At 37.0% G+C, this 22,986-nt stretch carries 23 protein-coding genes and 1 pseudogene; 16 read left to right on the forward strand and 8 right to left on the reverse strand.

The genetic code is table 11. The features are described 5' to 3' along the window. The first annotated feature begins 196 nt into the window (after positions 1 to 196). The gene (locus H6F62_RS07320; protein WP_190371691.1) at positions 197 to 1,789 is read left to right on the forward strand and encodes a glycoside hydrolase family 57 protein; all 1,593 of its coding nucleotides are present in this window, start codon (positions 197 to 199) and stop codon (positions 1,787 to 1,789) included. A gap of 118 nt (positions 1,790 to 1,907) precedes the next feature. On the opposite strand, the gene H6F62_RS07325 is transcribed toward H6F62_RS07320, so the two are convergent. Next, entirely contained in the window at positions 1,908 to 2,135 is a 228-nt protein-coding gene (locus H6F62_RS07325) for a hypothetical protein (RefSeq protein WP_190371692.1), read from the reverse strand. Between the two features lie 424 nt (positions 2,136 to 2,559). Between H6F62_RS07325 and H6F62_RS07330 the strand changes: the two genes are divergently transcribed. Together H6F62_RS07330 and nifJ are read left to right on the forward strand one after the other, a co-directional pair. Further along, on the forward strand, positions 2,560 to 3,006 hold the full coding sequence (locus tag H6F62_RS07330; protein WP_190371693.1) for a tellurite resistance TerB family protein: 447 nt from the start codon (positions 2,560 to 2,562) through the stop codon (positions 3,004 to 3,006). Positions 3,007 to 3,446: 440 nt separating this feature from the next. Further along, positions 3,447 to 6,998 (forward strand): pyruvate:ferredoxin (flavodoxin) oxidoreductase, encoded by a 3,552-nt coding sequence (gene nifJ / locus H6F62_RS07335; protein WP_190371694.1) that lies wholly within the window; start codon positions 3,447 to 3,449, stop codon positions 6,996 to 6,998. Positions 6,999 to 7,065: 67 nt separating this feature from the next. Here nifJ and H6F62_RS07340 read toward each other — a convergent pair whose 3' ends face one another. From H6F62_RS07340 to H6F62_RS20895, 3 genes are all read right to left on the reverse strand, one after another. Beyond that, positions 7,066 to 7,485, reverse strand: a complete 420-nt coding sequence (locus H6F62_RS07340) for a PIN domain-containing protein (protein WP_137906615.1) — start codon at positions 7,483 to 7,485, stop codon at positions 7,066 to 7,068. A gap of 17 nt (positions 7,486 to 7,502) precedes the next feature. After that, the gene (locus tag H6F62_RS07345; RefSeq protein ID WP_028082405.1) at positions 7,503 to 7,718 is read right to left on the reverse strand and encodes a hypothetical protein; all 216 of its coding nucleotides are present in this window, start codon (positions 7,716 to 7,718) and stop codon (positions 7,503 to 7,505) included. A gap of 126 nt (positions 7,719 to 7,844) precedes the next feature. Continuing rightward, positions 7,845 to 7,985: a UPF0175 family protein gene (locus tag H6F62_RS20895; protein ID WP_242025930.1), complete on the reverse strand. Its 141-nt coding sequence runs from the start codon at positions 7,983 to 7,985 to the stop codon at positions 7,845 to 7,847. Between the two features lie 243 nt (positions 7,986 to 8,228). Between H6F62_RS20895 and H6F62_RS07355 the strand changes: the two genes are divergently transcribed. Together H6F62_RS07355 and H6F62_RS07360 are read left to right on the forward strand one after the other, a co-directional pair. Next, a complete protein-coding gene (locus H6F62_RS07355; protein WP_190371695.1) occupies positions 8,229 to 8,489 on the forward strand; it encodes a helix-turn-helix transcriptional regulator in 261 nt (86 codons plus the stop codon). Positions 8,490 to 8,494: 5 nt separating this feature from the next. Next, the gene (locus H6F62_RS07360; RefSeq protein WP_199306400.1) at positions 8,495 to 8,785 is read left to right on the forward strand and encodes a hypothetical protein; all 291 of its coding nucleotides are present in this window, start codon (positions 8,495 to 8,497) and stop codon (positions 8,783 to 8,785) included. Here the strand turns inward: H6F62_RS07360 and H6F62_RS07365 are convergent. Beyond that, the gene (locus H6F62_RS07365; protein WP_137906613.1) at positions 8,742 to 9,935 is read right to left on the reverse strand and encodes a DNA cytosine methyltransferase; all 1,194 of its coding nucleotides are present in this window, start codon (positions 9,933 to 9,935) and stop codon (positions 8,742 to 8,744) included. The two genes, H6F62_RS07360 and H6F62_RS07365, sit on opposite strands and share 44 nt — an antisense overlap. A 236-nt stretch (positions 9,936 to 10,171) precedes the next feature. Between H6F62_RS07365 and H6F62_RS07370 the strand changes: the two genes are divergently transcribed. Further along, a complete protein-coding gene (locus H6F62_RS07370) occupies positions 10,172 to 10,468 on the forward strand; it encodes a hypothetical protein (RefSeq protein ID WP_190371696.1) in 297 nt (98 codons plus the stop codon). Between the two features lie 117 nt (positions 10,469 to 10,585). Further along, the gene (locus H6F62_RS07375) at positions 10,586 to 10,876 is read left to right on the forward strand and encodes a PIN domain-containing protein (protein WP_347238700.1); all 291 of its coding nucleotides are present in this window, start codon (positions 10,586 to 10,588) and stop codon (positions 10,874 to 10,876) included. Positions 10,877 to 10,971: 95 nt separating this feature from the next. On the opposite strand, the gene H6F62_RS07380 is transcribed toward H6F62_RS07375, so the two are convergent. Next, complete coding sequence (locus H6F62_RS07380) at positions 10,972 to 12,549, reverse strand: B12-binding domain-containing radical SAM protein (RefSeq protein ID WP_190371697.1); 1,578 nt, start codon at positions 12,547 to 12,549, stop codon at positions 10,972 to 10,974. Positions 12,550 to 12,824: 275 nt separating this feature from the next. Here H6F62_RS07380 and trpS point away from each other — a divergent pair, with 275 nt between their 5' ends. The 8 genes from trpS to miaE all read left to right on the forward strand — a co-directional run bounded on the left by trpS (position 12,825) and on the right by miaE (position 20,263). Continuing rightward, entirely contained in the window at positions 12,825 to 13,832 is a 1,008-nt protein-coding gene (trpS, locus tag H6F62_RS07385) for a tryptophan--tRNA ligase (RefSeq protein ID WP_190371698.1), read from the forward strand. 127 nt (positions 13,833 to 13,959) lie between these two features. Then, the gene (locus tag H6F62_RS07390) at positions 13,960 to 14,874 is read left to right on the forward strand and encodes a methylenetetrahydrofolate reductase (RefSeq protein ID WP_190371699.1); all 915 of its coding nucleotides are present in this window, start codon (positions 13,960 to 13,962) and stop codon (positions 14,872 to 14,874) included. Between the two features lie 91 nt (positions 14,875 to 14,965). Further along, positions 14,966 to 15,709, forward strand: coding sequence for a Uma2 family endonuclease (locus H6F62_RS07395; protein WP_137906607.1), 744 nt, complete (start codon positions 14,966 to 14,968; stop codon positions 15,707 to 15,709). Positions 15,710 to 16,145: 436 nt separating this feature from the next. Beyond that, positions 16,146 to 16,400 (forward strand): DUF6737 family protein, encoded by a 255-nt coding sequence (locus H6F62_RS07400; protein ID WP_137906606.1) that lies wholly within the window; start codon positions 16,146 to 16,148, stop codon positions 16,398 to 16,400. Beyond that, on the forward strand, positions 16,384 to 17,097 hold the full coding sequence (locus H6F62_RS07405; protein WP_190371700.1) for a TIGR04283 family arsenosugar biosynthesis glycosyltransferase: 714 nt from the start codon (positions 16,384 to 16,386) through the stop codon (positions 17,095 to 17,097). Before H6F62_RS07400 ends, H6F62_RS07405 begins: the two co-directional genes overlap by 17 nt. A gap of 27 nt (positions 17,098 to 17,124) precedes the next feature. Next, positions 17,125 to 17,811, forward strand: a complete 687-nt coding sequence (locus tag H6F62_RS07410; protein WP_190371701.1) for a TVP38/TMEM64 family protein — start codon at positions 17,125 to 17,127, stop codon at positions 17,809 to 17,811. A gap of 225 nt (positions 17,812 to 18,036) precedes the next feature. Then, positions 18,037 to 19,584, forward strand: a complete 1,548-nt coding sequence (locus tag H6F62_RS07415) for a mercuric reductase (RefSeq protein WP_137906605.1) — start codon at positions 18,037 to 18,039, stop codon at positions 19,582 to 19,584. 79 nt (positions 19,585 to 19,663) lie between these two features. Next, a complete protein-coding gene (gene miaE / locus H6F62_RS07420) occupies positions 19,664 to 20,263 on the forward strand; it encodes a tRNA isopentenyl-2-thiomethyl-A-37 hydroxylase MiaE (RefSeq protein ID WP_137906604.1) in 600 nt (199 codons plus the stop codon). Here miaE and H6F62_RS07425 read toward each other — a convergent pair. Next, positions 20,260 to 20,592, reverse strand: a pseudogene (locus tag H6F62_RS07425) (DUF4351 domain-containing protein); the annotation flags it as partial. The gene miaE and the pseudogene H6F62_RS07425 overlap by 4 nt on opposite strands. A 108-nt stretch (positions 20,593 to 20,700) precedes the next feature. Here H6F62_RS07425 and recR point away from each other — a divergent pair. Beyond that, complete coding sequence (gene recR / locus H6F62_RS07430; protein WP_236097053.1) at positions 20,701 to 21,258, forward strand: recombination mediator RecR; 558 nt, start codon at positions 20,701 to 20,703, stop codon at positions 21,256 to 21,258. 276 nt (positions 21,259 to 21,534) lie between these two features. On the opposite strand, the gene hisS is transcribed toward recR, so the two are convergent. Beyond that, entirely contained in the window at positions 21,535 to 22,929 is a 1,395-nt protein-coding gene (gene hisS, locus H6F62_RS07435) for a histidine--tRNA ligase (RefSeq protein ID WP_190371703.1), read from the reverse strand. Positions 22,930 to 22,986: the final 57 nt, after the last annotated feature.

The raw sequence follows: 22,986 nt of genomic DNA on the forward strand, positions 1-22,986 counted from the left end.
TTTGAGGTTTTGCCTGTGTAGACGCGGTTTATAACCGCCCGTTTAACTTCCGCGCAGCGGTGCTAGGCCAAAATATTTTTCTAATAACTATTAACTTAGCATTCATGACCAATGACCTATATAGTCTTAAAATATTCTTAATTTCCCCACACAGACTTTTTGTCTGTAACCTCCAAGTACCACACAGAAAAATATTATGGCTATAGGCTACGTCGCGCTTGTACTTCATGCACATCTACCCTTCGTTCGTCATCCGGGAAGTGACTACGTGCTAGAAGAGGAATGGCTTTATGAAGCGATTACAGAAACTTACATTCCCTTATTAAAAGTATTTGAAGGGTTAAAGCGAGATGGTGTTGATTTTAAACTCACTATGAGCATGACACCTCCCTTAGTGTCCATGCTTCGTGATCCTCTATTACAAGAACGCTATGATGCTCATCTAGCTCAATTAGAAGAGCTTGTAGAATTAGAAGCCGAGCGCAATATCCATAATGGTCATGTTCGTTATTTAGCGGAACATTATGCAACTGAGTTTAATGAAGCGCGGGAGTTATGGGAACGTTATCACGGTGATTTAGTTACAGCATTTAAACAGTTCCAAGATAGTAATAACTTAGACATTATCACCTGTGGTGCTACCCACGGCTACTTACCATTAATGAAAATGTACCCCCAAGCTGTATGGGCGCAAATTCAGGTAGCTTGTGAACATTACGCGGAAACCTTCGGCCAAGCCCCCAAAGGGATTTGGTTGCCAGAATGTGCCTATTATGAAGGTGTAGAACGAATGCTGGCTGATGCTGGCTTACGTTATTTCCTCACAGATGGACATGGTATTTTATACGCTCGTCCCCGCCCGCGTTTTGGTAGTTATGCCCCAATTTTTACGGAGACTGGTGTAGCAGCTTTTGGTCGAGACCATGAATCTTCTCAGCAAGTATGGTCTTCTGAGGTGGGTTATCCTGGTGCAGCAGAATACCGGGAATTTTATAAAGATTTGGGTTGGGAAGCTGAATATGAGTATATTAAGCCCTATATTATGCCCAATGGACAGAGGAAAAATACAGGTATTAAGTATCATAAAATCACTGGTCGGGGCTTGGGTCTGGCGGATAAAGCCCTCTATGATCCTTACTGGGCAAAGGAAAAGGCCGCAGAACACGCCGCTAATTTCATGTATAATCGTGAGCAGCAAGCTGGACATTTACACGGTATGATGGGTCGGCCACCAATTATTGTTTCTCCCTATGACGCGGAGTTATTTGGTCACTGGTGGTATGAAGGTCCCTGGTTTATTGATTATCTGTTCCGTAAGTCATGGTATGATCAAAAAACCTATGAAATGACCCATTTGTCCGATTACTTACGTGCTAATCCTCATCAGCAGGTATGTCGTCCCTCTCAATCTAGTTGGGGCTTTAAGGGTTTCCATGAATATTGGTTGAATGATACTAATGCTTGGGTTTACCCGCATTTACATAAAGCTGCGGAAAGGATGATTGAAATTTCCCAAATGGAAGCAGAAGATGAGTTACAATTAAAGGCACTTAACCAAGCTGCGCGAGAATTGTTATTAGCACAATCTTCTGACTGGGCTTTTATCATGCGCACAGGAACAATGGTTCCCTATGCGGTGAGAAGAACTAGATCACATTTAATGCGCTTTAATAAATTGTATGCAGATGTGAAAGTGGGTAAAGTTGATAGTGGTTGGCTGGAAAAAGTTGAGTCCATAGATAATATTTTCCCCAATATTAACTATCGCGTTTATCGTCCTGTATTTTAATGGAGTCGTAGATCCTCGACTTTTTCTTCATGTCGGGTCTATGCCTAGAAAAGCAAAACCCCCAGTTATAATCCTGGGGGTTATTTTTATACACATCTTGTCAAGCTGCCATTAAATACTATTGAGGTAAGTTACGGCTGTTGTAAGCATCTATGGCATAGGCTGGCGTGCGTTGGGTATAGTCTGTATCTATACCAGTAATAGATTTAGCTAAAGCTTCAAATTTATCAGAAGCCCAATTACGTTCGTGAATGGGCTTGCTTTGTTCACCCATGAAGTATGCTAAAGAACCAATAACGGAAGCTGCTACCCAACCAACAACCAATAGAGAGATTAAAATAGTCATTTGAGAACCTCGGTTTTTACTTTTTGTAACCTTATGTAAATAAATATAACAGATTATTAACAAAGCTTGCAAATTGTTTTTTGGTGTGCATACCCAGCAAAGAGGTGAGGAAATCCCCACTGTCATAATTTTGTAACAACAAGCACTAAAATAAGACACTGTGATCAACAAAGAATGAATATAGGCTATTTGGGGATCAAACAGAATAAAGTGTAGCTTGGGTTTCACTTCGTTTAACCCAACAAATTCAAGTTTCTTTACCTCAACCCAACCGACAAGATCAGCGATTCCTGCGGAGCGCAACGCTTACGCACTAAATAACGTTCAATTACAAAACTTTATTTACTGTAAAATACCCCATATACTGATCTATAGGTGTTAAATTAATAAATAGACTTATAACCTTTGTCAGGAGGGTGAAATTATGGGTTTATTTGATAGAATTGCTGGTAGTACCAAAAAAGCCTCCAGCGCATTAGGTCTTGCGGAAGCTTTTGCAGCAATTGCTCTGATTGCAGTGGCATCTGATGGATATATCAGCGATACAGAAGCCGAAGCACTCAGCACGATTTTAGGACGGATGCAGCTATTTAGAAGCTATCCCGGTGATGTGATGCGAAAAATGTTTGATAAACTTCTCGGTATCATGCAGAGGGAAGGTTTGGATGCTTTGTTGAATGCTGCTATTGCTGTCCTACCTCATGATCTCACAGAAACAGCTTTTGCGATCGCCACTGATATTGTTTTAGCTGATGGTGAAGTCACAGAAGAAGAACAAAAACTATTGAATGATTTGTTTCAACTTTTAGAAATTCCCGAAGAAACAGCAATTAAAATTATTGATGTGATGTTGATTAAGAATAAGGGTTAAAAAGTTGGCTAAGGTGTCTTCATTGACACCTTATTTTAATTTAATTGTCAGGATTCAGGATATAGAAAACTTGATCTAGCAGGGAACAGGCTTCATGCTTCATTCTCAACTCCTGATCAGGAAATAGGCCAATTTAGAATAAAATGGCAACGAAAAAAACTCCCGCACCTCTACCCCATGAAAATCATCAAACTTTGATCAATCAAAGATGATAAATATTGAGTACAACATTAATATTAATAGTAATAGTATATTTACCATCTGCTATAATCAAAATATTGGCTAGAAGTCAGAATAACTAATAACTAATAATTAATAATTAATAAAAATGTAATATATCTGACAAATTAACTTCCTGACTCTAGCTATTTCTAATGCTTATCTTTTTGGTTTCTCTGCATACAGTTGAAACAACCACAAAAGACTCAGGAAGAAAAATCATGAACAAATCTTATGCCACAATTGATGGTAACGAAGCTGTTGCCCGTGTAGCCTACAAATTAAACGAAGTTATCGCTATTTATCCTATCACCCCATCTTCAAATATGGGTGAATGGGCTGATAGTTGGATGTCGGAAAATAAACCAAATCTTTGGGGTACAGTTCCCAGCGTCACCCAAATGCAAAGCGAAGGAGGGGCTGCTGCTGCTGTCCATGGGGCATTACAAACAGGGGCATTAAGTACAACCTTCACCGCTTCCCAGGGATTATTATTAATGATTCCTAACTTGTACAAAATTGCCGGAGAATTAACTAGTTTTGTCCTTCATGTTTCTGCCCGTTCCTTAGCTACCCATGCGTTATCTATTTTCGGTGATCATAGTGATGTTATGGCTGCTAGGGCGACTGGTTTCGCTTTTTTGTGTTCGGCTTCTGTCCAGGAAAGTCATGATTTTGCCTTAATTTCTCATGCTGCGACTTTAGAAACAAGAGTGCCATTTTTGCACTTTTTTGATGGGTTTAGAACTTCCCATGAAGTGCAGAAAGTTGAGTTATTATCAGATGAAGATCTCCGGGAATTTATACCTATAGAATTAATATCTAACCATCGTCAACGCTGCTTAACTCCAGATAAACCAGTATTACGAGGAACAGCCCAAAATCCCGATGTTTACTTTCAATCTCGTGAAGGTGCAAACCCTTATTATCATGTTTGTGCCGATATTGTTGAAAAGATCATGGATAAATTTGGCAAACGCACAGGTAGATATTACAAACTCTATGAATATCATGGTGTAGCAGACGCAGAAAGAGTAATTGTGATCATGGGTTCTGGTTGTGAAACTGTCCATGAAACTGTAGATTATCTCAACAACGCAGGGGAAAAAGTTGGAGTTATTAAAGTGCGACTTTTTCGCCCTTTTGATATTGCTAGATTTATAGAAGCATTACCCAATAGTGTCAAATCCATTGCAGTTTTGGATAGAACTAAAGAAGCCGGCAGTGCAGGAGAACCATTATATTTAGATGTGGTGACAGCTATTTATGAAGGCTGGAAAAAAACTACATTTCCAAAAATTGTTGGGGGGAGATATGGACTTTCTTCTAAAGAATTTACTCCCGCAATGGTTAAGAGTGTTTTTGATAATCTTAGCCAAATTAAACCCAAGAATCATTTTACAATTGGGATTAATGATGATGTTAGTTTCACCTCTTTAAATTTTGACTTTAATTTCTCTACAGAACCGGATCATGTAGTTCGGGCAATGTTCTATGGTCTGGGTTCAGATGGTACAGTGGGTGCAAATAAGAACTCCATCAAAATCATCGGTGAAGGCACAGAAAATAACGCCCAAGGTTACTTTGTTTATGATTCTAAAAAATCCGGTTCAATGACAGTTTCTCACCTGCGTTTCGGACCTGAAAAAATTCGTTCAACCTACCTCATAGACAAGGCTAATTTTATCGGTTGTCACCATTGGGGATTTGTGGAAAGTATTGATATTTTAAAAGCTGCTGCACCAGGGGCGATTTTATTGTTAAATAGTCCTTATGATGTAGATACAGTTTGGGAAAATCTTCCCTTGAAAGTAAAACAGCAAATTCTCGCCAAAAATCTCAAAGTTTACACTATTAATGCCAGTCAAGTGGCGAAAAATAGTGGTATGGGGCATAGAATTAACACTATTATGCAGGTCTGTTTCTTTGCTTTGGCGGGAGTATTGCCAGAAAAAGAAGCAATTGCTAAAATCAAACAGTCCATAGAGAAAACTTATGGCAAAAAAGGTGTGGAAGTTGTCCAGAAGAATTTAAAAGCTGTAGACAACACCCTAGAAAATCTCCATGAAATCGAAATTCCTCTCGTACAAATAGGTAATAAAGAAAATTGCCAATTAGCAATTACCAAACCCAAATTTGTTGAGAATGTTCTCAGTAAAATTATGGTCTGGGAAGGTGATGATTTACCTGTGAGTGCTTTACCCGCTGACGGAACTTTTCCCAGTGGGACTGCAAAATGGGAAAAACGCAACGTGGCGGCAGAAATACCAGTTTGGGATAGTGATGTCTGCGTTCAGTGTGGTAAATGTGTGATGGTTTGTCCCCACGCGGCTATTCGCGCTAAAGCCTATCCAGCTAGTGAATTAGTCAAAGCACCGACAACTTTTAAATCAACTAACGCCAAAGATAAGAGTTTTGCTAACCAGAAATTCACTATTCAGGTAGCCCCAGAAGACTGTACAGGCTGCGAAATTTGTGTTAGCGTGTGTCCTGCCAAAAACAAAGCCGAACCCACCCGCAAGGCCATTAACATGAGTCCACAATTACCCTTGCGGGAACAAGAACGAGAAAATTGGCATTTCTTTTTGAGTTTACCAAATCCTGACCGGAAAACTTTGAAAGTAAACCAAATTCGACAACAACAATTACAAGAACCATTGTTTGAGTTTTCTGGTGCTTGTGCTGGTTGTGGAGAAACCCCCTACCTTAAATTATTAACACAATTATTTGGCGATCGCTCACTCATTGCCAACGCCACCGGTTGTTCTTCCATTTATGGAGGAAATTTACCCACAACTCCCTGGAGTCAAAACGCAGACGGAAGAGGTCCGGCTTGGTCTAATAGTTTATTTGAAGATAACGCCGAATTTGGTTTTGGTTATCGTTTATCCATAGACAAACAAGCAGAATTTGCAGCAGAATTATTATCACAATTAAGTAATGAAATTGGCGATAATTTAGTTAATGCCATTCTTAAAACGGAACAAAAAACCGAAGCTGATATTTGGGACCAGCGGGAAAGAATTGTCATCCTCAAACACAAATTAGCACAACTTTCCGAAACCACAACAGAAGCCAATCTAAAATCCAAAATCCAAAATCTCCAATCCTTAGCTGATTATTTAGTTAAGAAAAGTGTGTGGATAGTTGGGGGTGATGGTTGGGCCTATGATATAGATTTTGGAGGAATTGATCATATAATTTCCACAGGTCGCAATGTGAATATTTTGGTCATGGACACAGAAGTTTATTCTAATACCGGAGGACAATCTTCTAAAGCTACTCCCAAAGCCGCAGTAGCTAAATATGCGACTGGAGGTAAACCTGCACCCAAGAAAGATTTAGGTTTAATGGCCATGACTTATGGTAATGTTTATGTTGCCAGCGTCGCTTTAGGTGCGCGAGATGAACATACACTCAAAGCATTTTTAGAAGCGGAAGCTTTTGATGGTCCATCAATCATAATTGCCTATAGTCATTGTATTGCTCACGGGATTGATATGACCACTGGTTTACAACAACAAAAGGCTTTAGTAGACTCAGGAAGATGGTTATTATATCGCTATAATCCGGCATTACAAGACCAGGGTAAAAATCCCCTACAATTGGATATGAAAGCGCCTTCTGAGTCAGTAGAAAAATCCATGTATCAGGAGAACCGCTTTAAAATGTTGACGAAGAGTAAACCGGAGGTGGCGAAATTGTTGCTAGAACAAGCGCAAGCAGAAGTTAATGCTAGATGGGAGATGTATCAATATTTGGCTAATAGGTAATTGGTAATTGGTAATGGGTAATTGGTTTTTACCTGTTACCTATTATCAAATAATCAATCACAAATTTTCATTCTCGCCAATTATCTATGATTAAAGGATAACCTAATGCTTGAATTTTCTGATAATGCTTAGTATTACCTGTGACTAAAATTAAATTGTTTTGGATAGCAATAGAAGCTATTAATACATCTGCTAATCCTATTGGTTGTCCAGTGCTTTCTAAATCAGCATGAATCAATCCTGAAAGTTCTGCACTTTTTTGGTCTAAATGTAGGATTTCGATTTGAGATAAATCTGCTAAAAATTCTTGAATGCGATCATGACGATTTAATTTTCTCCATCCCTTAACAATTTCGGAAACAGTAATTACAGAAATTGTATAATGTTTCCATATTGCTCTATATGCAATAGCATTGGCATTTATTTTAGGATTTTTACCTTTACGGATTTCTGAAGTAATATCTGTATCAATTAAAGATTTTCTCACAACTCAATTATTTTTGATTAACTTCTATGGTGTAAAATATCTTCAACCATTTTATCTACTAATTCAGCATCATTAGACCATTCACCAATAAATGAATTATTGATAATTTCTGGTTTGGTTAATTGCTCAATCATTGCTTTGATTAAGTCGGCAACTTCACAATGATGTGTTTGTGTCAATTGTTCTATTTTCTCAAAAGTTTCTTGATCAAGTTCAATTTCTATTTTTTTCATGATTTCAGTTATTTTTATTTGATATAGTTATTATATTATAGCAAAGTTTTTTAAATCAACATCTAAATCAGTTTCATCATAATGAATATTAATGTTTCTGAGAGCTAATTCATTCTGAAATTGCAGTCAAGGCATTTTAGCCAGTTGGGATGCTTTAACGATACTAATTTTTTTTCTTTCAAAGAATAAAATAATCAATTCTAAAACTAATTCTTTTTCTGATAATCCACTGGCTTGGACAATATCTTCGGAAATGACTAAGATCATTGTGATCCTCCTGTTAACACAGACTAGAAAAATTATAACACATAGGTAGATATTTGTTGTTTTCTGGCATAAATTTGAGAACGGACAATTTTCACTTCTTCCGTAATTTCCTCTAAGGGTACAAGCAGTAACAATCGAACGCAGATGGACGCAGATAATTTTGTACTTCATTTGATAGATCATATCCTCTAATGTGACACATCGTCCGTAGACTGATCGTCCATAAAGACTCATAATCAGTACATGAATGAATCAAAACAAAAAATTCTTGATGCTTTAGGTTATCTGGTCAGACAACGTAGAACGGAGTTAGGAATTTCACAAGAGGAGTTAGGACTACGCGCTAACTTAGACCGCACATACATTTCTGGTGTGGAACGTGGAGTCAGAAATCCTTCCCTCACTGCTCTTGTCAGTCTTGCAGATGGCTTAGGTATTAGTGTTTCTACTCTTTTAACAAATTTAGAAATCGAAGCTGATAAAATAGTGAAGCTCCACATTTAACCTCTATGAGTGAAACCGAAATCAGGAAAAAATTTCAATTACTCAAGAAAGATGCTTCTGGAAATCATAATCTTTTAAAATCGAGAAGTTGTGAACGTTGTATTAAAACTGGTAAACGCGGTACACCTTTTGGCATTAAATTCTGGTATCAATCAGGTGAAGATTGGCCTTCCCAACATCAGCGAGGTGATGAAGCTGAGGAAGGTTGTATTGGCTGTGGTTGGTATGATTTTGAAACTTGGCGTAATGCACTTAACCAAAAACTATCTCAGGTTGATGAAAATGAGGTAAATTAGCAAATTGTTTTCTGTTAATTGCAATATCATTTAAGTAAGGAATCAGTGCATAACCAATACACTCTGCTAAACGTGGTGGAACAGCATTACCTATTTGCCACATGGCTTTTTTCATACTACCTTCAAAAATAAATGAATCGGGAAATGTTTGTAATCTTGCCATTTCCCTAGCAGAAATCACACGATTTAAATAAGGGTGAATATGTGTACCACCATGATTTTCTTTTACTGTCATACTCGGTTTACCAGGATATTGTCTTTTGAAAGCATCAACATATTTTGTATATAAAGAACCGCCAGGAGGAACTTGAGCAAGACGTTCCATATACTCCCGTGAATGTTTAGTCCACTCGTGATTAATTTCAGGGATGGGTGTGTATTCTGGTAAATCAGAAATTGCTGATTCAATAGCTTTGTATTCTTCTCGGTTTAATTGAGATTTAGGATAAGGGTTAGGCATCCCAAATCTATTAGCGATAAAAATAGCTCTTGGTCGAATTTGTGGGACTCCATAAGCAGCAGATTCTAAAATTGCCACAGAAATATGAGGATAACCAATAGATTCAAAAGCTTCAATAATTGCTGTCTTTACATCCCCTTTTTGTATTGTCAAAATACCTGGTACATTTTCCATCACTACATACCAAGGGCGTATTTCGGAAACAACACGCACGAATTCATAAAATAATCTATTTCGAGGATCTTTTGGATCACGTTTTCCTGCTACTGAAAATCCTTGACATGGTGGACCACCAACAACAATATTAACTTGAGGTGATCCGATTTTTTGCAGCCAATTTTCGGGGGAAAATTGTTCAATATCTCCACAGAAGTTATGACATTGTGGGAAATTTTTTTTGTGCGTAGCAGAAGCGATTGGACTAATTTCTACACTAGCTAATGGTGTAAATCCAGCTTGGAATAATCCTTGTGTGATCCCTCCAGCACCACAAAACAGATCCACAAAAGTATATTGAGATAATGGACTTGCTGGGGAACTAACATCAGTAAATATCTTATATGGATCAGAATTTTCTTGATCTAGTTCGCGCTGAATACGCTCATAGCGCCCTAACTTTGGCTTTTTTTGCTTTTGGCTAGGATTATGCTCATCCTCGTTAGGTAAAAAAGAGATTTGTGTTCCTTGCATTCGATAATTGATATGAACGTTTGCTTTGCTGTGACATATAGTCTACAATACATCAAGCATAGCAAAATTGGCAACATAATTCTAAAAACGAGAAACGAGAAAATTTATCTCGTTATCTGACACAATCTATTACTCAAAAATTAACACTGGAGTAATGAACAGGCATCAGATAACTAAAAAATGCTAAAATATATAACATTCATGAATATCATTTACATTTCTCTGGAGGAAATATTATGTTATCAACAGAACTTCAACAAGAATCAATGAAAACAAGAATTGAGAAAATTGTGGCTATTTTAATGGAAGAACGTCCTTTATTTAAGGAAGAACTAAATGCAGAGGAAATGATTCAGCATTTATGTAACATATTTCAGAAAAATTTATCTGTTGAGGAGTTTAATCTTATGGAAGATCAAGACTTAAAAAAACGTTGTAGCGGTATTTTATCTGTAGAAATACTGGCAGGATTGTTAGATGATTTAACTCCTGAACAAATAGCTATTTTTGACGAAGCAGTTAAAAGGAAATAAAAAATGACTTATTTATTAGATACCAACATTGTTTCTTTTGCTATCAAAAACAATCTCGTAATTAAGGAAAGATTAGAAGAATTACGTTCACAATAAGAATTAATATCCCTTAGTTGTATTACTTATTTTGAGGTTAAAAGAGGTTTATTTGCAGTCAACGCAATTAAACAATTAGAAAGATTTGATAATTTCTGTAAGGATTTTCAAATCATTTTTCTAGATGATTTAGCAATTGTGGAAAAAGCCGCAGAAATTCATGCAAATCTCAGATTAAGAGGATTACCAATCCAAACAGAAGATATTTTAATTGCTGCAACTGCTATCGTTAAAGGGTTTATTCTAGTTTCTCATGATAGTGATTTATTGAGAGTTGAGGAATTAACTTTAGAGAATTGGTTAGAAGAATAGGTTTTATGTACATTTTATTATGAGAAATAGAAATAGATCCCCGATTTCTCTAGAAAGTCGGGGACATGGGTATTCAGTATTTTAAATTAATCAACTTAACTCACAGTTTCTAACTGTAAACTTATTGCTTTTTTATCCTCTTCATGCTGCTGAAATTCTGCTAATTCTGATTCTATTTCAGCTTTGACCTCATGACGGAACTTAAAAAAATGTTCACCCACACCTAAAGCAATTAAATAATCATATAATAGATGAGGTTTACGGCGTATCATTGTAATTAATTGCTGCCAAAAAACAAAACGAGTAGAACGTAATACACCTTGTCGCCAACAAATAGATATTAAAAATTTTAACTCTGATTTAGTTAAAATTCGTTGATATTTAGCCCGCCAACCTTCTATCATCATAAAATGTTTAAAAGTCCGTTTCAGGTATGGCATAGGTTCATATAAATTCCAAAAAGTATCAATAAATTCCTGAGCAATTTCCGACATTGGCCGAGTCGGAACAAAATTCATTAAAGCTTTTTGAGAACCAACAAATTCACCCAAACCATCTCTTAATCTTCCCTCTGTTTGCAAGCGATTCCACATAGCTGTATTGGGTAAAGCTTGCAGCAAATTTAAATGCGCTTGGGGAATACAAGTTTCTTCTACAAATTCTTGAATCCGTTTACCTGCACCTGGTTTTTCATGATCAAATCCTAAGATAAAACCAGACATAATTTGTAATCCCGCTTTAGTAATTTTATGGCAGGATTCCACTAGAGAACTGCGAGTATTTTGTGGTTTATTAATTCCTACCAGACTGTCTATATCAGGGGTTTCAATGCCCATAAAAACTTGCACAAAACCAGCCTTTACCATTAATTCTAGTAATTCATCATCCTCTGCTAAATTTAAAGAAGCTTCCGTCAATAAAGCAAAAGGATAATTGCGTTTTTCCATCCAAGGAATTAACTCTTTTAAAAAGACCTTAGCATTACGTTTATTGCCAATAAAATTATCATCAACTATAAACACATAACGCCACCAACCCATATTATATAAAACATCCAATTCTGCTAGAATTTGTTCAGGTGTTTTGGTGCGGGGTTTACGGCCAAAAAGAGTAATAATATCGCAAAATTCACATTGGAATGGACAACCACGGGAAAATTGCACAGTCATTGCTATATAAGCATTCAAATCTAATAAATCAAATCGAGGTAAAGGAGTTGTAGTGACATCTGGTTTTTCTGTAGCCCGGAAAATTCCTTTTTCTTCTCCCTTTTCTAAAGCTTCTAAAAACATGGGAATAGTGATTTCTCCTTCATCTAAGATTAAATAATCTGCCCCCGCTTCTAAAGCAAATTCTGGAACAGATGTGGCAAATGGTCCGCCGACTGCCACTTTTTTACCTAATCTTTTACCTTTTTTAATTAATTCACTAAAATCCTGTTTTTGAATAATCATGGCCGAGATAATGACAAGATCACACCATTGCCAATCTACATCATTTTCTAGACGAACATTGCGATCGCTCAATCGCAATTCCCAATCACTTGGTAACATTGCCGCTACCGTAATTAAACCCAATGGGGGATTAGTAGCCCGCAGATTTGCTAAATCAAGAGTTTCCTGATAAGACCAAAAAGAATTAGGCATTATCGGCCAGATTAATAACGCTTTCATCAAGCATATCCCCCTGATTTATTTTCCTATTCAAGCCCATTTAGTCTGAACTATAAAAGCTGGGTTACTTACTTTTTATCTCTCTGGAGGTACAGATTTTTTATTTTTATATCTAGAAAATAATTCCATAAGATAATGATGTTAGAAAAATTTTTCCCTCAGCAGACTGGGAAATTTTGCCAAACACCAATAACTAATCCCCAATGACGGCTAAAATGAGTCTTGTAACCGCCCCATTGACAAAGCGGGGAAGAGGAGATAAATAACGGATAATTATGGGTAAGCAGCGCGTTCTGTCGGGAGTTCAACCAACTGGTAATTTACACTTAGGTAACTATTTAGGTGCGATTCGTAACTGGGTAGAAATTCAAGACCAGTATGAAAATTTCTTTTGTGTGGTAGATTTACACGCCATCACTGTACCACATAATCCCGCCACTTTAGCGGCTGATACCTACACCATTGCGGCTTTATATCTAGCCTGTGGTATTGATTTACAATATTCTCATATCTTTGTTCAGTCCCACGTTTCCGCACACAGTGAACTTTGTTGGTTACTCAACTGCATTACTCCCTTAAATTGGCTACAGGACATGATTCAATTTAAGGAAAAGGCACTTAAACAAGGTGAAAATGTCAGTGCTGGTTTATTGACATATCCAGTATTAATGGCTGCGGATATTTTGCTTTATCAAGCGGATAAAGTTCCTGTCGGTGAAGATCAAAAGCAACATTTAGAACTAGCGCGGGATATTGTTAACAGGTTTAATCATCAATTTGCTAAAAATAAACCTGTATTCAAGTTACCAGATCCTTTGATTAGAAAGGAAGGTGCAAGGGTAATGAGTTTGACAGATGGAACACGGAAAATGTCAAAATCAGATCCCTCGGAATTAAGCCGGATTAATGTTTTAGATTCACCTGAGCAAATTGTCAATAAAATTAAACGCTGTAAAACCGATCCAGTTCGCGGTTTAACCTTTGATGATGTAGAACGTCCCGAATGTCATAATTTATTAACCCTGTATACCCTATTAGCGGGAAAAACGAAGGAAACCGTAGCGGCCGAATGTGCAGATATGGGTTGGGGACAATTCAAACCTTTGTTAACAGAAACAGCGATTAATGCTTTAAAACCAATTCAGGATAAATATAAGGAGGTAATGGCAGATAAAGGCTATTTAGAGTCAGTTTTAAAAGATGGTAAAGAAAAAGCCGAGGCTATAGCTAATCAAACCTTAGCAGATGTAAAAGCAGCACTAGGTTATACAGTGCCATTATAAGTAGAATTGTATAGATGTTAGATTCCCTACCTCTTTGACCAGTCAGGGATCTGACTCATACTAAGGTTTAAACTAGAAAGTGTAATTCAGTTTACCTTTAAGAAAACCTTAAAATTAAATTTGCATCATGCAGAATAGCTATAGCACCAGTACATTAAACAACTTCCGCACCGCCGTAGCAGCAGGAGATTTTCTCATTACCGCTGAAGTTGCACCTCCGAAAGGGGGAGATATCACCCATACCATAGAAATGGCGGCGACTCTTAAGGGGAGAGTTCATGCTGTCAATATTACTGACGGTAGCCGCGCTGTGATGCGGATGTCTTCCTTGGTAGCTTCGGCAATTTTACTGCAAAATGGGATTGAGCCGATTTGTCAATTTGCTTGCCGCGATCGCAATAGAATTGGATTACAAGCTGATTTAATGGGCGCTCATGCTTTGGGTATCCACAACATTTTAGCTTTAACTGGCGACCCGGTAAAAGCAGGTGATCATCCTCAAGCCAAAGCTGTTTTTGATTTAGAAGCTGTGCGATTATTGCAGTTAATTAAAAACATGAATCAAGGAGTTGATTTTAATGAAAAACCTTTAACTGATGGTAAATTAGACTTATTTGCAGGGGCGGCGGTAGATCCTCAATCTCCCAGTTGGTCTGGTTTACAAAGTCGGTTTGAAAAGAAAATAGCAGCCGGAGCGCAATTTTTTCAAAGTCAATTAATTACTGATTTTGAAATATTAGAGAAGTTCATGGATAAAATTGCCTGTGGTTATAATAAACCAATTTTAGCAGGAATTTTTCTCTTGAAATCGGCCAAAAATGCCCAATTTATTAACAAATCTGTTCCCGGTGTGAATATTCCTGAACACATTATTGAGAGATTAGCTAAAGCAAAACATCCCCTGGAAGCAGGAATGAAAATTGCCGCAGAACAGGTACAAATTGCTAGAGAATTGTGTCAAGGAGTGCATATTATGGCGGTCAAGCGGGAAGATTTGATCGCGCCAATTTTGGATTTAGCGGGGGTAGAGAAGGTTAGTTAGGAGGAAAAAGCGATCGTATTTAGTTAGGTGCGATCGCTTTCCCCCCCAATTTTGCTAAACTAGAATAAACCTCACACTATTAGGAGGATATATGACTTTTACAACTGATGTTCAGGAAGATCCAGACTTACGCCCTTATCCAGAAACCTCGCTTCCAGATCATACCCAATTACCAGACTCTAACGGTACATTCGTGAAAAATTGGCAAGAACATCCCCAAAGTATTCTACTAACTGATTCTATCAAACCAGTATTACAAAAACTTTATTCTGATGGTCAATATTTTATTGGTCAGGATTTAGGTATTTATTGGCGTATTACTGAACCACCAGAAATTGGTGCAGCAGCGCCAGACTGGTTTTATGTTCCCAATGTCCCACCTTCTTTAGATGGTAAAAGCCGACGTTCCTATGTTCTTTGGCAAGAATATATTTCACCATTAATTGTGTTAGAATTTGTTTCTGGGAATGGTGCAGAAGAGCGAGATAAAACGCCTTGGAAAGGTAAATTCTGGATTTATGAACAGGTGATTAAACCCGCCTTTTATGGCATTTATGAAGTGAATAAAGCCAGTATAGAAGTTTATGAATTAATTGGTGGACAATATCAGTTATTACCAGCAAATGAACGAGGACATTATCCAATTACACATACAGGTGTGGAGTTAGGTTTATGGACGGGTGAATATCAAAATATGGAGTTACCCTGGTTGCGGTGGTGGGATTTGCAAGGTAATTTATTATTAACTGGTGAAGAAAGAGCCGAACAGGAAACACAAAGAGCAAATCGCTTGGCTGCACAATTACGGGCTTTGGGAATTGAACCGGAAGCGTAATATTAAATTACAGCAAATTGTCATCAAACCCGGAACAAGAACCCCACCCCCAAACCCCTCCCCGCAAGGGATCAGAAGGCTAAGATGTACTTTATATGATTGGAAATCGCTGTAAATGTAATGGTGACGATTTTGGATTTAACGGGAGTAGAGACAGATGATCAATAACCTTTTCACCACCAAACAAACTATCAGACTAATAAACTTCATCATGATTACCAATATCAAGTAAAAGAATCACTTCTTCTGTATTATTTTCATCAATTTCTAAAGTAAACAAAATTCGACAGTCGTAACCACAAGAACAAGCTTTTAATCCTCATAATTTTCCCTGTAATGAATGAGTGCTTAATTGACTTGACCAACAACCTCCTAGCCTAAAATAGACATTTCCTGCTAAACTAAAAAACAAATCCATAAATTTCTTCATAGAAAAATGTCTCAACAACAAACAATTAACCCCTGGAAATATAAACCTTGGTGGTGTCAACCTTGGTCAATTGTCCTGACTGCTATCACATTAATTAGTGGTAGTTGGTTAGTATTTAAAATTATGTGGTTAACAATTTTAGTGGCTATTCCACTATTAATTTGGATGGGATTTTTTCTATTAATTTGGCCGCAGATGATGGTTGAAAGTGGGCTTTTGAATAATATAGATAACAATGATCATCATGAAAGAAATGATTAGTCAAAATACTCACCAAAAGCAAATTTCTATTATTATTCCCACTCTCAATGAAGCGGATAATATTCAATCTGCAATTAATAGCACAAAATCCAGCACAAATATAGAAATAATAGTTGTTGACGGTGGTTCAAAAGATGAAACATTATTGATAGCTAAATCCTTGGGTGCTAAGATAATTGTCTCTCCCCCCGGACGCGCTAATCAAATGAATGTGGGTGCTATGGCTGCTAGTGGGGAAATTCTCCTGTTTCTCCATGCTGATACCCGTTTACCAACTAATTTTGAGCAAATGATTCGGAAAACATTAGCAAAACCAGGAATTGTGGCTGGTGCATTTGCTTTACAAATAAATTCACCTCATTGGGGGTTGCGTTTTGTCGAATTTGGGGTAAAATGGAGATGCAATCTTTTACAAATGCCCTATGGTGATCAGGCTATTTTTTTGACTAAGGATGTATTTCAAAAAGTTGGTAATTTCCCCCAAATACCGATTATGGAAGATTTTGAAATGGTCAGGAAATTAAAACATATCGGCAAAATTTATCTATTATCCACACCTGTAATTACTTCACCGCGTCGGTGGTTAAAAAAAGGAATTTTGCCAACTACTCTTCTGAATCAAATTATTATCATTGCTTATTTATTGGGTATTTCCCCCAATCAAATTCGTAATTGGTACTCTTCTTCAAAATTGTAAGAATTGTAAAAATTGTAAAAAATTTTCATGGTTATGACATTTTTATCAGAAATAGATTTGGCTTTAGCACAGGAATCTATTAAAGCATCTTCTCCCAGTTTTCTCTCATTTTTACAAAATACTTTACAATGGATTAATGGCCTTGGTGCTTTGGGAGGAATAGTATTTATTGCTATCTACATTCTTGCTACTTTGGCTTTTTTACCAGCCGCAATTCTCACTTTAGGTGCTGGAGTAATTTTTGGTGTAATTTGGGGTTCTTTATATGTGTTTATCGGTGCTACCTTGGGTGCTGTAGCTGCATTTTTGGTAGGACGTTATGTAGCTAGAGGTTGGGTAAAAGAAAAAATCTCTAGTTATAAAAAATTTGCCAATATTGATCAAGCAGTTAGCAAAGAAGGATTAAAAATTGTCTTTTTAATTCGACTCTCTCCTTTATTTCCTTTCAATTTATTAAACTACGCTTTGGGAGTTACTAGTGTTTCTTTAAAAGACTATTTTTTGGCTTCATTCGGGATGATTCCGGGGACAATTATGTATGTTTATCTGGGACATTTAGCAGGAGATTTAGCGTTAATTGGTAATAAGAGCCAACCTGATAATATGATTCTCCATTGGGTAATTCAAATTATTGGTTTAATAGCCACAATTGCGGTTACGGTTTATGTCACTAAGATAGCTAAAAAGGCTTTAAAAGAGGAAATATTAGAATGATTTTCCTAAGCATTTAGTAAACTTAAATATTAGTGTTATTACTAGGAAAGTATGATTATATATCAGTGCTTCACTGCTAATGATTAATCTCCCCAACTCTGAAATATTCTAGATTTGTTAAATATAAAACTGACAAATTTTTGATGATGATCTATTTATTAAATAAAGATTAGATAATCAAAAAATACTTTATCCTTTATCCTTGATAATTTAGAGGTAAAATAAATGTCAATTCCCGAATCTCCAAGAGTAACAATTCGTCCCATGGATGAGTATAATCAAAAACTACTCAAAAATGTTCACCCCGATAATTGGGTTAATCCCCAAGGGGCTGATTTGTATGATTTGGTAGTAATTGGTGGGGGAACTGCGGGTTTAGTTGTGGCTGCGGGTGCTGCGGGTTTAGATATAGGTCTAAAAGTCGCATTAATTGAAAAAAATCTTATGGGAGGAGATTGTTTAAATTTTGGTTGTATACCTTCTAAATGTTTAATTCGTTCTTCCCGTGTAGTTGGAGAAATGCAGAAAGCTAAGGATTTAGGTGTTAATATTTCCCAACAATTTGATATTGATTTTTCCACAGTTATGGAAAGAATGCGACGGATTCGGGCTAGTATTAGTCATCATGATTCCGTGGAAAGATTTAAAGGTTTAGGAATTGATGTTTTTTTAGGTGATGGTAAATTTACAAATAATAATACTATAGAAGTTGCCCAGAAAACATTAAAATTTAAAAAAGCTGTAATTGCTACGGGTGCTAGGGCTATTAAACCGAAAATTCGCGGAATTGAAGCAGCGGGTTATTTAACTAATGAAACTGTTTTTTCTCTAACTCAAAAACCAGAAAAATTAGCAATCATTGGTGGTGGTCCTATTGGTTGTGAATTAGCCCAAACATTTCGCAGGTTGGGTTGTGAGGTAATATTATTTGATCGTGGTTCACAGATTTTAAACAAGGAAGATAGGGAAGCAGCAGAAATTTTACAAAAAGTTTTAATTGATGAAGGTATTCGTTTAGTATTAAATTGTCAATTAGAAGAAGTGGTGACAGTAACCGAGGGAAAACGACTCTATTTTTCTGTGAATAGTGAACGAGACTCGGTGACAGTTGATGAAATATTAGTTGGTGCGGGACGGTGTCCCAATGTAGAGAATTTGAATTTGGCAGCAGTAGGTGTAGAATATGATCAGAATTTGGGTGTCAAAGTGAATGATTATTTGCAAACTACAAATCCCAAAATTTACGCCGCTGGTGATGTCTGCATGAATTGGAAATTTACTCACGCAGCTGATGCGGCGGCGCGAATTGTGATTAAAAATACTCTATTTTCCCCCTTTGGTTGGGGACGATCTAAACTCAGTAGTTTAATCATGCCCTGGGTGACATATACTAGCCCGGAAATTGCTCATGTGGGAATGTATGAAAATGACGCTCAAAAATTGGGGATAGAAATAGAAACTATCAAGATTCCCTTTAGAAGTATAGATCGAGCGATCGCAGATCAGGAAGAATCTGGTTTTTTAAAGATTCATCACCAGAAAGGATCAGATCAAATTCTCGGTGCAACCATTGTTGCTAATCATGCTGGGGAGATGATTTCGGAAATTACCACAGCTATTGTCAATAAAATTGGTTTAAGTAAACTTAGTAGTGTAATTCATCCTTACCCAACCCAAGCAGAAGCAATTAAAAAAGCCGCAGACGCTTATCGTCGCAGCTTACTAACACCAAAAACCAAGCAGTTATTGAGATTCTTAACAAAGTTTTCTTAATTATCAAAAAAATCAGCAATTACAGAAAATCACTGTAAAATTAATTAGCTAAATTGTTCAACTCGGAGTTATTTTTGCTGTGCTGAGTTCACCTTTACCCACTATTAATGCTCTCAAACAACCTACTAATGATGCTTGGGTAGAGCAAGCGATCGCTAATCTTGATATTATTTTATTAGATCACTCCCACTGTGAACGCAAAGCCGCCGGAGTAGCATTAAATATGATGTTTCGTTATCCTTCTCATCATAAAATGGTTAGGGAATTAACAGCGATCGCTTGTGAAGAATTAGAACACTTTGAACTAGTCAACCAATGGCTAGAACGCCGTCAGATCAAACTTACAGCCCTATCCGCACCCCCCTACGGTGCCGGCTTAAAATCCCAAGTTCGCGGCCAAGAACCCCATAGATTTTTAGATTCTTTACTCGTTACCGGTTTAATAGAAGCCCGCAGCCATGAACGTTTAGGACTTCTAGCTGCTAATTGTCCAGAACCCGAATTAGCTCAATTTTACCGCAGTTTAATGGCCTCAGAAGCCCGACATTTTGGCACATATTGGGTTTTAGCGGATACCTATTTTGAGCGAAAAATTGTCATGGACAGATTAGATGAATTAGCAGAGGTGGAAAGTCAATTATTATCAACTTTACACCCAGAACCGAGAATACATAGTTAGTCAATTTTTCCCGGAGTATGTATTAATAACCAAGATTGTAAATCAGCTAAACTATTAAAATCTAAAAGTGCTTCGCTCAATTCTTCCAAAACAGATAATGGTAAACCAGAAATAGATTTTATCTTTCTTTGAGATATTTTACCAAACCGCTTTGTTAATAGTCGAATCACCAAACCAATTGTCGCTTGTTGTATGCCTTGTTCTATTCCTTGTTCCAGACCTTGTTCTAGTCCTTCCTCCAGTCCTTCTTCTCTTCCCTCTTCCCTTCCTTCCTCTTTAATTTCTCGATAAACTCTAGTTTCTTTGAGCGTAATATCTAACATTGCATCTTTGCTCCTTTGTGCCTTGGTGCAAAACATATTTATTGTAAAATAGAGAAAAAGCCCGGAGGTAAAATTACGGTTTACGCACGTCCCTTAGCTCGATTAATTGAACAACTGCAACGGCTACCCGGAGTTGGTCCCAAAAGCGCCCAACGATTAGCCTTGCACATCTTAAAAAGACCAGAAGCAGAAGTAGAAGCTTTAGCTCAAGCACTTATTGACGCAAAAAAACAAGTGGGTTTGTGTCAAGTTTGTTTTCACCTGTCCGCGGACCCAGTATGTGAAATTTGTCGTCATCCTCAGCGAGATAATAGCACTATTTGTGTAGTTGCAGATTCTCGTGATCTGATTGCCTTAGAAAAAACCCGCGAATATAAAGGTAAATATCATGTTTTAGGTGGCGTAATTTCCCCCATGGACGGTATTGGTCCCGAACAGTTAACTATTCAAGCTTTAGTGAGACGGGTAAGCGGACAAAAACCCCAAGAGGTGATTTTAGCCATTAGTCCCAGTATCGAAGGGGAAACGACAACATTATACATAGCTCAACTACTCAAACCCTTTACTAAAGTAACTCGTATTGCCTTTGGTTTACCCGTAGGTGGTGATTTAGAATACGCTGATGAATTAACCCTGGCCAGAGCATTAGAAGGACGGAGAGAGTTAGATTAAAAGCTGCTATATTGCCTTTTTCTCTCTACAATTTAGAGAATGTAGAGACGTTTTCTATAACATCTCTACAAGGTTTGTGCATAAAGTATAGTTAAATTTGGTCGAGGTCTAATCTTTAATTACAGCAGTTCCCGATATTATGAAGTACAGATATTAATAATAAAACTCTTGTGGTGCGGGCATACTATGGCTAACGCCACGCTACGCGAACGACCAATCTCAGTACAAGTCTTGCCTGCACAAAGTGTACCTCACTCAAAGCTACTTGCTGTATGTTTAATGATTAGTAATTCTCCGTTTAATTTCCTCTACCAAATCTGCCAAATTTACTTCTATTTGTTCACCACTTTGTAGATCTTTTAACGACGATTTTTGCGCGGCTGCTTCCTCCCCACCAATAATTACACAAAACCTAATTCCTTGTTTATCTGCGGCTTGAAATTGTTTACCTAAAGGGCGTTTTTCAAAGTTAGTTACAACATTAATCCCCCCTTGACGTAATTGTTGTGATATTTGTAAATACATAGGCATTAAATCCTCTTGCATATTCACTACCACTACCTGAGTTGGTGTCGCAGATAAAGTATTAAGAATACCCGCTTTTAACAAGCGACTAATTAACCGAGTTAAACCGATAGAAATACCCACACCAGGCATTTTTTCACCGATAAAAATTCCTACTAATTCTTCATATCTCCCACCAGAACAAATACTCCCCAAAGCCTCATGGCCTAATAGAGTAGTTTCATAAACCGTGCCAGTATAGTAATTTAAACCACGAGCAATAGATAAATCAATACAAAAACGTTTATCAGCAACTCCTAAATTTCTCACCCCATTAACCACAGTTGCTAATTCCGTTACCCCTAAATTAAATTCTGCTGCTTCGGGAATATTTTCGGCTAAATGTTTGAGTTTATCTAAAATATCATCAACACTACCATCAATTTTAATAAACTCAATAATTTTCTCCGTTTGTTCGCAAGAAATACCTTCTTTTTCTAACTCTTGTTTAACCTTAACCTCGCCAATTTTTTCCAAATTATCAATAATACTAATACAGGTTTTAATTTGCTGTTCTGCAATTCCTACAGACTGAAAAAAACCTGTGAGGATTTTGCGGTTATTCATGCGAATAACAAAATCACCAATATTAATTTTTTCAAAGATTTCCGTAATAATTGCCGGCATTTGGGCATCATAAAGTAAACTGAGTTGACCACGAGCAACCACATCAATATCACATTGTCGAAACTGCCGAAAACGTCCATCTTTTGCCCGTTCTCCCCGGAATACCATATCCATTTGATAACGAGCAAAGGGAAAAGTCAATTCATTCAAATGACGTGCAATATAAGCAGCAAAAGGAACAGTTTGATCAAATTTTAAAGCTCTAGCTTCTGAACCAGTTTCTCCCGATTTATCCTTTTCTGCTTGACGATTTGGTGGTAAAATTGGTTCGATACCATAAATAATATTATCACCTTGATTACCTTTAGCTTGCAACACTTCTAACCGTTCCACTGCTGGGGTTTCAATGGGTGTAAAACCATAACTTTCAAAAACCTTGCGAATAATATCTAGTAAATGTACTTCTAGTCGCTTTTCGCTGGGTAGAAATTCAGGAAAACCACTGGGAGTAGAAAAGTTGATTTTGTCATTTTTAGTCATGTTCTTACCTTACTAAATGGGAAATTAACTAGAGTATTAGTAAATATTAAGTAGTAA

Origin of the sequence: Anabaena sp. FACHB-1391 (assembly GCF_014696755.1) — a bacterium.
Lineage (GTDB): Bacteria > Cyanobacteriota > Cyanobacteriia > Cyanobacteriales > Nostocaceae > Dolichospermum > Dolichospermum planctonicum.